Origin of the sequence: Hahella sp. CCB-MM4 (genome assembly GCF_002260525.1) — a bacterium.
GTDB lineage: Bacteria > Pseudomonadota > Gammaproteobacteria > Pseudomonadales > Oleiphilaceae > Hahella.
In genome coordinates this window covers 45,267-57,571 of the sequence record NZ_MRYI01000005.1, presented here as the reverse complement: position 1 = coordinate 57,571, position 12,305 = coordinate 45,267, and the positions used below count along the sequence as shown (strand labels likewise).

Genomic DNA, 12,305 nt, shown 5'->3' with positions numbered 1-12,305 from the left:
ACCTGTGACGATAACCGATCGGCCAAAAAATAAACTGAAGGAGGGGGATGTGAAAGCTGAAGACCTTCGTGCACTGCAATCACCGCTCAAGGAAAAGTACAAAGCTGACCCACAGTCTGCGGTGATCACTCTCAAAGCCGAAAGTGAGCTGGGTGAGGGTGTCTCCTGTAATGTCCAAACCGGAAAAGCCCTTGTGGAAGCGGGCCTTCATCCTGCCACCGGCGGTACCGGCATGCAGGCCTGTTCAGGGGATATGTTATTACAGGCACTGGTGGCCTGTGCCGGTGTTACTCTGTCGGCAGTCGCCACAGCTCTGGGAATTCCCGTTAATTCAGGGAAGCTCCACGCGGAAGGGGATCTCGATTTTCGCGGTACACTTGGGGTCTCGAAAGAGGCGAAAGTGGGATTCCAGGAGGTACGCCTTTACATCACCCTCGACAGCCCCGCATCCGCGGACGATATCAACAAATTGATAGAGCTGACGGAAAGGTACTGTGTGGTACTGCAAACGATACGTGCCCCGGTAGAAGTGAATACGTTCGTTAACTAGGGATGCCTGGCAATGATCGGCCAAGAATAAATGCAGACCAAAAAAAGGGCTCTTGCGAGCCCTGAAATCTTAATGTGAAATCAAATTGATTAACATTCAAGAGGAAATTAAGCGTTGCTGCGTGTGAGTTTGCGATGACCGGCAATCGCTGCCAGACCCAATCCGAAAATCGCAACGGCAGCGGGTTCAGGAACCGCTTCCAGGCTGACATTATCGATAAAGCCCCCGTAGGAATTACTGGCTCCAAGAGCAGCAAACGATAATGCCATTTCACTACTGGTGGCATGCAGCACCGCACTGAACTTCATCCACTCCGGCATCTCTTTGCGAGTCTGGTTTTCGATGCTGATCACCTCGTTCTCCGGGTCGAACATATCGAAATTGCCGTCAAAAATGTCCCAGAAAACCCCGATGCCATTGTCGTTATTGCCGCGGTTGGTACGTGGAATGTAATAAAAGCTCAGCAGATAGTCAGTGCCCGCTTCAAGATGAAGACTCTGGGTCATGGCACTATTCCCGTATGAATCCAGCTCCACATACTGATCGCCGGACTGTGCATTCACAATCGTGTTGCGCTGGATTTCAATACTGTTACCCATTGTGGTTTCCCAACCAGGAATATTGTCGAACACTTTCCAGCTGTGACCGCTCAACTGAGGCTCTTCAAAATCACCATTAACAATCAAATTAGCCTGAGCGGTGGAAGCCAGAGAAAGCGCCAGAAATGTGCTCGCAATAATGGATTTCATACTGCCATAAATCCTGTTTAGTGAATGATTTAGGATTCAGAGGATGACAGCTGGGCATCAGTCGGCCCACATCGCTCTGAATTTCGAGTGGGCATAGTACATGATGTGAACAATTTCGTTTTTAAACGATTGTAAAATGTAGAGAAGAGGCCGCTGGTTTGAAGGGCATAGGCATGCCCAAGATATTCCTGTATTTTAAAGTCCAGCGCTGAAATTGTGCTTTACTTAATTTCTTTTCATGCAGTAATGATGTATCAACATGGTAAGTGAACTACACCAAACCCAGGTAGATCTTGATGGACTACTGGATGTATTAGGTAAAAATCTATATTCAACTCCCTTTGTCGCTGTTCGGGAACTGATACAGAATGCCCATGACGCTTGTATCAGGCGTAAGCTTGAAGCTGATGACATTCAGGATTTCAGAATCCGGATTTCAACAGATTCCAATACCAAAACGCTTATCATCGAGGACAATGGCTCTGGCCTGACCTACGAGGAAGTCAAAAGTTATCTGGCAACCATCGGTGCCGGTTATACACGGCTTCTACGCCAACGCAGTAACACAGACGAGATGGTTGGCTATTTCGGGCTGGGCTTTCTCTCTGCCTACGTGGTTGCTGATAGGGTCGAGGCATGGACAACGTCATATCAAACCCCCGATAAAACCTGGCACTTTTCCAGTTCTGGAGGAAAACGGTTTGTGTTGCAGGAAGCTCAGAGTGCAGCTGACGTTAATTCCAGCAATGTTGGAACGAAAGTTCTGCTGACATTGAAGCAGGATTTTGCCGAGCTGAGTGAACATCCGGCCATATTTTCACTGATTCAGCGTTATTGCTGCCTGTTACCTATACCGATTTTAGTAAATGGCTCGGAAACTCCCGTTAATAATGTACTTGCCCCCTGGTTGCTGGACGAGTCGGCTTCTCAGTTGCAGCAAAAGAAAAAGCAGCTTGAGTTTGCCAATATTTTTGAGGACTCGTTTGAACCCCTGTGTACCTTTCCAATTCCCGAAAATAACCAATACGACCTTAAAGGTCTTATCTGGGTACAAGGAGGAAGTGGATATTCTACGAGTGATTTCCGCAATGTCTCTATATTTATCCGAGGGATGTTTATAAGTAATGAATGCCGTGATTTATTGCCAAGATGGGCGGGATTCATCGGTTGTGTGCTGGAGTCGGAACAATTGGTGCCGACAGCAAGCAGGGAAGACATACAGAAGAATGATCATTATTTCCTGGTTCAGGAATACCTCAAAGATATTCTCATCAATGGGCTGTGTGACATTGCGAAAAATGAATCTGCCAATTGGCGGAGGGTACTGTCACGTCATAATCAGGCTTTGCTGGGGGCAGGAGTAAGCGATGATTCGCTTTTTGAGGTCATACACAATGACCTGAAAGTGCCGACCTCCATGGGGGATATGACGCTTCCGGCATACTTGAAACAGAGTGGGGGGGGGTTATATGTTCGTAATGAAGATAAAAACAGCCATGAAGAAATCCTGTTTAGAGCACAGCTCAAACCACTGGTATTGGGATACTTGTTTGCAGCCCTGGGGTTTTGCCAAAAATTCGGCGAACGGAATAATGTCAAAGTACATATTATTGGAATCGGCAATAACAAAAATGATCTCTTCCAGGAAATCTCGGTAAATAGCGATCATCATGCCAAGCTTGCCAGGTTGTTCGAAGGGAATAACGAAAAGCTGATTTGCACTAAATTCTCTCCGGCGTTTATCCCTATGGTCATTATTGATGATCAGGAAACTCTGTTAAAAAAACGGGTGGAAAAAGATGATGCCGATAAAAGAATTGGTCGTGCGGCCCTCAGTCTTGCGCGGTTACATACCCAGAATATAAGCCAGGATATTGAGCGCCGGGTCTACATCAATATGGATTCACCGTTGATATCCAGATTAATTGAAATGGGTGAGAGTCTGAGTGAGCATTTCTCAAATACCATCAGGTCTTATATGGAATCCTTGTCACACCAGACGGACTCAGAAGAGTCCGTATTTTCAGATAAGCTTCAAAAATTCAGTGATTCACTGATCGCTCTGACAGAAAAGGATGCGCTATGAATATATGGCAATGGGTTTATGATCTGGAAGATGAACTTCATGAAAGTGGGAATAGCCGTTTAGCTACCCTCGTAGAACAAGTTCCGCATTATGCGGCAAATAACGACTTCGAAAAATTAAAGCTGGTCTATCCGGAGGCATTAGCCTTAGCGCGTCAGTATAACTATCCATGGCTGGAAATATTTTTCCGTCACTGGTATTTGCAAAATCAGGTGATTATCAGAAAGAACACTAAAGGGTTACTTTCAGAAGCGGTGGATTTGCTGGAGTTTTCTCACCGGCAGGATAATAAAGACTGCCCCCAAAGGATTTGTACGGTTCAGGATCTTGCTGTTTGTTATCAAAATACTGATGGCCCCGGTTATGCTGAAGAACGCATCGAGGTGTCCCTGGAAACACTGTCTCAAATTGACTCGAGTTGGCCCTGTTATACCTGTATTTATTCTGAGTACATCGACGCTTTGATTGATAAAGGTGACTTGGATCAGGCTCTCCGTGAAATTGATATTGTGAGATCAGAGCTGCTTAAGAGAGGAGTCTCGCTGAACAAAACAAAGCTTTCTTACCTTGAGGTATTTGTTCATCTCGAAAAGGGGGAGTACGAACAAGCTGAAATCCTGGCTCGTGAGGCGACTAACCATACCAGCGATCACATTGATCGGAAAAGGAAGTTTCTGTATCACGCGCTGTGTCTCGGTCATCTTGCTCAATGGGAGGAAGCTGACGCAATACAGGTATCATTCGAGGACGTACTCGAATCTCCGTATCTATTCGATGTGTGGTTAAAATTACAGAAGCTGAAAATAAAGAATGGAATCATTCAGAATACTGAGGAACTGGATCATCGATTTCATCTGATTGCATCGCTGTTCCTGAAAAATGGTACATACCGATCTGCGATTAACGTAGCTCTTTACCAGGCGGAACTCGCCCTTGAACGTGGTGCTGTGATTGTTGCAGAGATTTGCGCTAATAGAGCGGAAAGTGTAAGGGGCCAGCTTAATAAGGATTTAGGTGTATCGGAAAAACTGGCCGATATCAGAAAGAGAATCGGGGAAATTAATCATCAAGAGAGTGTCTGTCAGCAGGCAACGCCTGAAGAATTTCTTGAACTGCAATTCCGTTCCAGTGATGAAGCGCTAGTTCAGGCATATTCGGCATTACGGCAATGGCCGGATGATGATCGAATACTGGTCCGTTTGGTTGAAATACTTGATTCCATTGGATGTGCACAGGAAGCACTCGAACTCCTTAGAAAAAGTTTCAGCTTGGATCGGCCCCGCATCGTATTGGTCTATGGACATATATTAATTGATCAGGGAGAAGGTGAGACCTTCTTAAAGACCTTCCAGGAGGTCACTCCTGAGTCTGTAAGTGAGGAGGTCTATTGCAATATATGTTGGCTGTTCTCCCGTTACTATAGATCAACAGACCTCAAGCTTTCCTACGAGTATCTATGCAAGGTTATTGAGCGGAGGCCACAGTCAAGAAACGCTACGATCCAGGCTGCTCAGTCAGAACAAAAGCTCGGCTACTATGATCGTGCGGTCTCTCATTGGACATCTCTGATAGAGCAATATCCTGAAGAAACGGATTTTCACTGGGATAGAATGGTTCCAGCAACGATCTCGGAGAATTGGCCCACGGTCCATGAATCCGCTCGTGTTCTGGGCATCGAACTGCCTGTGGATGAAGGACCAATATACTGTGAAGGTGGCCATCTTCGACTGAGATTTCAGAACGATAATGGTGAATACCAAGACTATACTGCAGTTCGTACAGGCCCTGTAACAGCGAAAGTCATCAGCTTGTACCGATTAGGTGAAGAGCAAAGATATGGTGTTGAAGTCGTATTCGATCCTGTCCCGCGTAATCAACTGGACCAGGAGGATGAAGAGGGATACCCGATGGACAGGGAAGGCTACTACACCTATCTGTACGATGTATTTCAGGAAATCAGGAAGCCAAAGTACGAATACTTTGACCTTGATGGAGTACATCCTGGAGAGGAAGCACTAAAGAGAATTTTCAAAGAGTTGGATGCTCTTGATGTATTTGTACAGGTAAGAAGCTCTGATGATTATGAGGTTTTAGTAGACGGCAGTGAGAATGCCATAAAAGGGCTTTATGCATACATGGCTGTGCCCGAATCTACGGATCTGGCAAGCGTTAATAATATACTGAAAACGCTTATCGCAAAATTCGAACACCCATTAATCTGGCCTTCTCTTGCTGAGGAAGCAGGAGATAGCGAACTGCTGAAACTACATGCACAGGCAGAAGAAAAATATAACCTTTAGGTGAGAGGTCACGACAGGGGCAGAACAAGCTGCCCCTATAGAAATCTATCAGGACTTGGGAAGTGATAACACTAATTCAACCCGGCGGTTGATTTCCTTGGTCTGGGAAGTACCGGTCCTGGCCTGGGGAACCCAGGGACCTGCCCCTCTTGGCTTGAGACGGTCCTTGGCAATCCCAAAGTCTTTGATCAGCGCATTGGCAACCGACTCGGCTCTGGCGGTGGATAAATCCAGGTTGTGTTGCTCAGACCCGGTATCATCAGTATGACCGACAACGTAAAAGGACATGTCCGCATGAGCCTTCAGATAACCGGCAACACTGGAGAGCGTTTCGTTAGACGTCGGCTTCAATGTGGCGCTGTCCGTGTCGAAGTATAACCCTTTCAGAATCACCCGGCCCTGGTTTGTAATCTGCTTCGCCAGATAGTCCGGATCCACTTTCACTTTGCCGGTCTCCATCGCCTTTTCTTCGACAACGGTCTGGTAGACTCTTGGGCTGTACAACCCTGTCTCAAAGTAGAGAAACACATAGGCATTCCCCGAGTCTCTGGTTAAGCGATACAACCACACGGGGTCGTTACCGTTGTATTGATGCCAGATATCACCGGTTTTCTTGGTCTCTGAGAATAACGCATTCATTCCAGGGCCACAGTCCGGGCCGGAACAGGAAAACAGTAACTCCATACCGGCATCTTCCAATGCCTGCTTATAGTTTTCCGTGAGAACGATCATGGAAGTGCCTTCCGGAGTATCGTATTGATAGGAGTACGACACACCGGAAACCGCGAGGTATTTCCCCTTCGCAAGATCCCCAGGAACCTCCGCCAGAGGGAATTCGGCGTTGGTAAAATCCGAGCTCTCAAATTTCCACACACTCGACCCCTGATAAGGCGAGATAAGAGGATGCGCCTTGGAATAATCAACCTGAGAGAAAGCCGCCTGGCTGGCCAACAATAAGGCAATCAATGCAGTGATACGAAACATAGTCCATTCCTGAAAACAATATTGATAACTGATGGAAAGAGCCACCGATGGGCTCGCCTTCCATCACAAACAGTTGTGCCTATGCTGGCAAAATATCTTGATCATTGCCAAGGCCTTAATAGACCAATCTTTGGATCTGTGATGTGCTCAGGTTTATCACAACCCCATGTAGAGGCCGACCTATGCGTTAGCCCTGAATGCTTTGACACTATTAGGCTTTGGATTCGATGAAACGCCAAATCTGAAAAGAAAAGGGCAGAATGAACTGCCCCTTTTGGTATTGATCAGGGTTTTAATAGTGATAAAACCCGTCTGTTGAGGATGAGCCGGTCCTGGTCGGTAATCTGTTTGCCAGATACTCAGGATCAACTTTTACCTTATCGGTTTGTCACCTTCTTCGAGTACTGTCTGATAGATCTTCGGACCTTGCTTTCCTGTTTCAAAGTGCAAAAACACATAGACATTACCCGTATCCCTGCTTAAACGATACAACCATACAGGGTCGTTGCCCGAATATTCATGAGGTATACCACTGGTTTTATTGGTTTCGGAGAATAACTTGCTCAATCCGGGTCCACAGTCAGAACCCGAGCAGGAAAACAGTAACTCCATACCGGCATCTTCCAATGCCTGTTTATAGCTTTCAGTTACCGACGCCATGCTTGAACCTTCCGGCGTACTATACTCATAGGCGTAAGCACTTCCAGAGACGGCAAGATATTCTCCCTTGGTAAAGTCCATGGGAACTGCCGCCATTGGAAATTTAGCTTCAAAAAATTCATAGGACTCGGTCCACCAGGCAGTCGATCCTTCATAAGGTGGAACCAGAGGATGCCCATCGGGATAATCGACCATAGAGGAAAAAGCAGCCTGGCTGATCAGCAGCAAGCCAATCAATGAGGTAACACGAAACATAATTCAATCCTGAAAATAAATTGGTAACTAATGGATGAAGAGCCGCATATGAGCTCCCCTTCCAGCATGGACAGTTCCGCCGATGCCGGCGAAGTATAGTGAAATTGCCAACGCACTGATAAACCAATGTATGGATCTGTGACGTGCTCACGTTTATCACAAACCCACTTAGTGGCTGACCTGTGGTCAGCCCTCAGAAGGAAGAGCACCCGATGAGTCTGATTCAGGCGCAGATACAACCTCTCCATCGGTAGTTATATTCACCACAGACCTTTTCCCATCCCATCGTTTCCTAGTCACCCTTGGAATGGACACTACCCACTATCCTGCGATTACTAGATTTCCAAAATTATGGATTTACCGGTTCTTAAATACCTGCATTGCCAAAGTCTGATTGAACAGCTTTTTGGTTGGTGGTCCCCGTCATTTTGAAGTTTGCATAGAGAGTTAGTATGTGGAACAGGCGAATAGGGAATGCGTAGGCTTTAACCTGGCCGTCAATTTCTATCACTTTCAGTTCGATATCATTATTCTCGAATGATTGGGCATCGATTTTTGAAGGGCATTTGTTGGCTGTTAACACATCCGCAATCTTTCGAATGGTGTCTATTGATACATGATTCTCAATTTGAACAGGAAACTCTTTTTTGAATGAGTCTAAAAATTCAAAAATAAATTCCTTTTCATTGGGAGACACAGCAATATACATGGGAGTTTCACCATCGTATATTGCCAAACACTCTGCCTCATAATCATCAAACGAATCATCTATGTTTTTGATGAACTCTTTATGCTGAAGAGCCTCCAAACCTAGACTATCTATAAGGTCCTTGGTAGTTACTAATTTATCCATATGCTTATATTTCCCTATATTTAAAGTACACGTTTGAGGCTGTGGGTCGTCTTTAACTAAAAATGAGCATTGTCATTTTACGTTCCGCAGAATGCAGCCAACAATCATGTATATGGACTAATGAACACGATTCCAAAGCAGGAATCTCCTATTGCCACCATTAGCTCCCTGATCGGCCCTCTGATGGCCAACATGATGTTTCGCCGGGCCAACGTGAGCCTACCCATTCCCGACATCGATCCCAAGGCTCATGTTGAAGGCTTCTTGAACGGCAGAAGGCTCTAGTGCAACGGGCTTTCATTCCCGTTAACTTATATCTCAATACCCGTTAACCTATGTCTCCCGAGCCCAACCAGGAACCGAAAGTGCTAAATTTCGAAAACGATCCCTTCGACGGCGTCATCGTAAGTCTCCACCAAGCCACCTTCACCGCAGATGTTTTCAAGGACGCCCTGCAAACACTGCTTGGCACAGCCTCCGCCGGTAACAAGAAGCTTATCTGGCTTACCCTGGCGATCGAGCAATCGCACTTGATTGATGTCGCCATTAAACTGGGATTCGTCTTCCACAACTGCCTGGAAACCGAAATCACTTTGATTCACCGCATCCAACAAGGTGCTTACGCCCCGTTCAAACCCACCCACAGCCTGGGTGCTGGGGGTCTGGTTACCCGTGGCAACAATGAAATTCTGGTCGTCCGCGAGAAAACCAACCCACGCTTTAAACTCCCTGGCGGCCACATCGAACTCGGCGAAAAAATCGCCGAAGCCGTCGTACGGGAAGTCCTCGAAGAAACCGGCGTCACCGCCCAGTTCCAATCCATCCTGGGCATCGCCACCCGACATCCCTACGAGTTCGGCAAATCCAACATGTACTTTGTCTGTGGCCTGATACCAGTCTCCGACGAGATCAATATCCAGGACACCGACGAAATCGAAGAAGCCCGCTGGATCGCCGTATCCGATTATCTGGAAGATGAGAATAACAGCCTGTTTAATCGGCAGATCGTGAATGCCGCCTGGAACAGACGAGGGCTGTTAGGAGTTGAACTGGAAGGAAATGAAGGGAAGTTCAAGAAGCACGAAGTGTTTTTAGTGGAGTAAGTAACCAGTTCCCATACCAGCACAAATCAATGTAGGGGCTGACCTATGTGTCAGCCCTGTTTTGTTCCCTGACCTCTCTTCGAATTTCTAGATCGTCAGGTTGGCCACTCTTCAGACCATCAGGTTCATCAATACTATTCTTGACGCCTTGCTTATGTCGTTTTTCGATTTCAGGCAGCAACTCTTCAAGTCGCTTTTCGGCTTCTCTTAGGGCCTTATAAATATTCTTAGACATGGTTTGTGAATCCAGGTAAATGGCGGTAATAGCTTATTGGAAGGGCCTCTTTATATGGAATCATCCAAATAGCCGGTAGACGGCTACCCCACCGAAAGGTAATTTCCAGCGACATCAATAAGTTTTCAGAAGGTTCGACCACAGGGTAATTACCGAGGACAAAATGGCTGACATTAACCTAAAGATGCTCATCATCCCGCTATTTTCTCTAGCTGCATCCTGTGCCACAAGTGAGTCCACACACGCAATTGAAGCCGCCGACTTCTGCGAAGTACACAACCCTGAGCGCAGGATGAAATACTGGCAAGATGGTGATGCAGAAAGTACCGAGTTGTATTATCAAAAGCTCGCCAGCGATATAAAGGCAATCATCAAAACAGAAGGATTCAGAAACATCTTCAAAGAGCAGCTTAATATCCCTCCCAGCGAATACAAAAAAGAGTATTCGAACGACTATGTCTACTACAAAAAGAAAATTTCAGAGCTTCTTGATGAGGAATGGGATTGTGAGTATTTGAAGCATCACTATGTCCTGGAGTTTGTGGAGGAGTAGAACGCTCACTCTAGGTCTGATTCAAAAGTCCAGGTTCCACAAAAATCAATGTAGGGCTGACCTGAGTATCAGCCCATTGCTCTTAAATTCTACTCTGGGGATTCGTCACCTTTTGGCCAACCAGCCTTAATAACTCCCATGAAATTTGTCATGGTCACCCAGCCGACGACCTCGCCCTCATAGCCAAGGTTCCACTTCTCGCCATCCCAATCGGCCAAATCATAAGTACCAAAACCATTTGGGTATCTTACAGCTACGAAGTAGGTGCCGGTATGGGGGAGTTCCAGAGACTCCTGCCATTCAACGGGTAGGTTTATTTCGTTCACTTCCCTTCCTTTCCATAAGTTTTACAAGCTCAGGACACCTTAGTAAGTGAATAGCTTGAGCTAAACACTAGTTCCCAAGGTGAGGCGGCAGGGCTCCATATTCTTTCTCAAACTCCAATTTTATATGGCTTAGTATGCCCTTCAGATTTTGTTGGTCAGTGTACATATCTGCCAATTCATCCTCATCGACAGATTCGGGATCCACGGAGTCCATGACTTTTAACTTGGTATCAATTGATTCCATGATCAAAACCCAGTCACCCATGGTCATAGGTATGGGTAGGCTATCTAGTTGCGACATTGTTCTCTCTTAACTGACCTTTTTACAATGGACTGCCAGCTCTAGGCCTGGAATAAGGTGGTGTTAAGTGGCTAATAAACAGACCGCTATGAACACTAACTAGCTGATATGTATCATTCAATAAGGGTTACCGAGTAGGTCATAGGGGTTATGGCAATAGAGTGAGCGATTTGAGAGAGTGAGTTGGTATCATATATTGAAAATTGAGAAATTTAGTTAGCTGAGTTGCCTATAGAAGTACTGACTCTTGATATCGATGTGAGGTTATCAGTAATAAAGTGAATTTTTCAGAGTGGTTATTAATAACAAGGAGTAAATATGAAACGGAGTATTGACAGCGCAATTTTTTTAGCAGCATTCACGGGACTACTTTACACATGGAGTACCGCCTATTATCACGGGTATTTAGGGGTTATGGGGCTAGATGCAGATATGATGGAAAGAAGTTTTCATCAGGTGATATACGGTGGACTATTAAACTCATTTTCTCCAATATTTGCTATTTTACTTTTAGCAACACCTATACTATTCCTGTACTCAAATGCTGTGCTTCCCTCTTATATTGATTGGGTGAGAGGAAGTGTGAGAGCTAAAAAACGTGTTATCAAATTTCGGCACTTTTGGTTTGGAAAAAGAAACGAAGCTTATGTGGAACGGCGAGCTAAAAAAATAACTTCAAATGTTGCTATATTTACTGCTTTTGTATTTCTATATATCGTTAGTCTTGTTTACTTCGAGCATAAAGGTGTTATTAAAGCTAAGGCCATATTAGAAAAACATGTTACAGGAAAAAACAAGTTTACAGATATGATTAATGTAGTAATTGGCGATGACCGCAAGTTCCTTAGGTTTTTAGCCTGTGGTGAGAATAATTGTGCTGGAATAGAAAATAAAAGTAATTATATTTACTATTTTTCTTCTTCATCAGGATATAGCTATCTCCATCAAGAGCCGGAAATAGTAGATACTTCGAAATAGATTATTGAGATACACCTGTATCTACAATCAGCCATATAGCCTGTAGACGGGCGTACCTATACAGAGATAACCTTTTAACCATCATTCAGCAATTCAAGACAGGGAGGGAGTACCTATGAAAATTGATATACCTGATGATGTAATGCAGAGAGCTGGTTTAAGCGACCAGGAAATAAAGGAAATTGTTGCCGTTTCCCTCTATCAGCTTGAAAAAATCAATGGCGTTCAAGGCGGCAAGATTATTGGTAAGTCCGAGATCGAGTTCCATGAGGTGGTAGGAAAGTACGGCCAGACTTTTTCCTACGATGCCGAAGACCTTTTGGACGATATCGGACGAAGGGTAAATGAGGGTTAGAGCTTGTCGTACAACTA

At 45.3% G+C, this 12,305-nt stretch carries 15 protein-coding genes; 8 read left to right on the top strand and 7 right to left on the bottom strand.

Annotated elements, in window-relative coordinates; translation table 11 throughout:
- The first annotated feature begins 49 nt into the window (after nucleotides 1–49).
- Entirely contained in the window at nucleotides 50–550 is a 501-nt protein-coding gene (locus BTA51_RS11425; RefSeq protein WP_094707596.1) for an OsmC family protein, read from the top strand.
- 107 nt (nucleotides 551–657) lie between these two features.
- Here BTA51_RS11425 and BTA51_RS11420 read toward each other — a convergent pair whose 3' ends face one another.
- The gene (locus BTA51_RS11420) at nucleotides 658–1,299 is read right to left on the bottom strand and encodes a DUF642 domain-containing protein (protein ID WP_094707595.1); all 642 of its coding nucleotides are present in this window, start codon (nucleotides 1,297–1,299) and stop codon (nucleotides 658–660) included.
- A 259-nt stretch (nucleotides 1,300–1,558) separates the two neighbouring features.
- Between BTA51_RS11420 and BTA51_RS11415 the strand changes: the two genes are divergently transcribed.
- Nucleotides 1,559–3,385: an ATP-binding protein gene (locus BTA51_RS11415; protein ID WP_094707594.1), complete on the top strand. Its 1,827-nt coding sequence runs from the start codon at nucleotides 1,559–1,561 to the stop codon at nucleotides 3,383–3,385.
- Entirely contained in the window at nucleotides 3,382–5,685 is a 2,304-nt protein-coding gene (locus tag BTA51_RS11410) for a hypothetical protein (protein ID WP_094707593.1), read from the top strand. Before BTA51_RS11415 ends, BTA51_RS11410 begins: the two co-directional genes overlap by 4 nt.
- A 48-nt stretch (nucleotides 5,686–5,733) precedes the next feature.
- Here the strand turns inward: BTA51_RS11410 and BTA51_RS11405 are convergent, their stop codons facing one another.
- From BTA51_RS11405 to BTA51_RS11395, 3 genes are all read right to left on the bottom strand, one after another.
- On the bottom strand, nucleotides 5,734–6,669 hold the full coding sequence (locus BTA51_RS11405) for an OmpA family protein (protein WP_094707592.1): 936 nt from the start codon (nucleotides 6,667–6,669) through the stop codon (nucleotides 5,734–5,736).
- Between the two features lie 372 nt (nucleotides 6,670–7,041).
- Nucleotides 7,042–7,584 carry a hypothetical protein gene (locus BTA51_RS11400; protein WP_094707591.1) on the bottom strand — a complete coding sequence of 181 codons (543 nt, stop codon included), beginning with the start codon at nucleotides 7,582–7,584 and terminating at the stop codon, nucleotides 7,042–7,044.
- Between the two features lie 367 nt (nucleotides 7,585–7,951).
- Nucleotides 7,952–8,437 (bottom strand): hypothetical protein, encoded by a 486-nt coding sequence (locus BTA51_RS11395; protein ID WP_094707590.1) that lies wholly within the window; start codon nucleotides 8,435–8,437, stop codon nucleotides 7,952–7,954.
- A gap of 120 nt (nucleotides 8,438–8,557) precedes the next feature.
- On the opposite strand from BTA51_RS11395, the gene BTA51_RS30160 reads away from it, so the two are divergent.
- Together BTA51_RS30160 and BTA51_RS11390 are read left to right on the top strand one after the other, a co-directional pair.
- Complete coding sequence (locus BTA51_RS30160) at nucleotides 8,558–8,722, top strand: hypothetical protein (RefSeq protein WP_168188136.1); 165 nt, start codon at nucleotides 8,558–8,560, stop codon at nucleotides 8,720–8,722.
- Between the two features lie 80 nt (nucleotides 8,723–8,802).
- A complete protein-coding gene (locus tag BTA51_RS11390) occupies nucleotides 8,803–9,540 on the top strand; it encodes an NUDIX domain-containing protein (protein WP_094707589.1) in 738 nt (245 codons plus the stop codon).
- 43 nt (nucleotides 9,541–9,583) lie between these two features.
- Here the strand turns inward: BTA51_RS11390 and BTA51_RS11385 are convergent, their stop codons facing one another.
- Complete coding sequence (locus BTA51_RS11385) at nucleotides 9,584–9,775, bottom strand: hypothetical protein (RefSeq protein ID WP_094707588.1); 192 nt, start codon at nucleotides 9,773–9,775, stop codon at nucleotides 9,584–9,586.
- Nucleotides 9,776–9,938: 163 nt separating this feature from the next.
- Between BTA51_RS11385 and BTA51_RS11380 the strand changes: the two genes are divergently transcribed.
- Nucleotides 9,939–10,328 carry a hypothetical protein gene (locus BTA51_RS11380; RefSeq protein WP_094707587.1) on the top strand — a complete coding sequence of 130 codons (390 nt, stop codon included), beginning with the start codon at nucleotides 9,939–9,941 and terminating at the stop codon, nucleotides 10,326–10,328.
- 89 nt (nucleotides 10,329–10,417) lie between these two features.
- Here BTA51_RS11380 and BTA51_RS11375 read toward each other — a convergent pair whose 3' ends face one another.
- Both BTA51_RS11375 and BTA51_RS11370 read right to left on the bottom strand, forming a co-directional pair.
- A complete protein-coding gene (locus BTA51_RS11375) occupies nucleotides 10,418–10,654 on the bottom strand; it encodes a hypothetical protein (RefSeq protein WP_094707586.1) in 237 nt (78 codons plus the stop codon).
- Between the two features lie 67 nt (nucleotides 10,655–10,721).
- Entirely contained in the window at nucleotides 10,722–10,955 is a 234-nt protein-coding gene (locus tag BTA51_RS11370) for a hypothetical protein (protein WP_141215582.1), read from the bottom strand.
- Between the two features lie 318 nt (nucleotides 10,956–11,273).
- Here BTA51_RS11370 and BTA51_RS11365 point away from each other — a divergent pair, with 318 nt between their 5' ends.
- Both BTA51_RS11365 and BTA51_RS11360 read left to right on the top strand, forming a co-directional pair.
- Entirely contained in the window at nucleotides 11,274–11,933 is a 660-nt protein-coding gene (locus BTA51_RS11365; RefSeq protein ID WP_094707584.1) for a hypothetical protein, read from the top strand.
- A gap of 115 nt (nucleotides 11,934–12,048) precedes the next feature.
- Nucleotides 12,049–12,288, top strand: a complete 240-nt coding sequence (locus tag BTA51_RS11360; protein ID WP_094707583.1) for a UPF0175 family protein — start codon at nucleotides 12,049–12,051, stop codon at nucleotides 12,286–12,288.
- The last annotated feature ends 17 nt before the right edge of the window (nucleotides 12,289–12,305 follow it).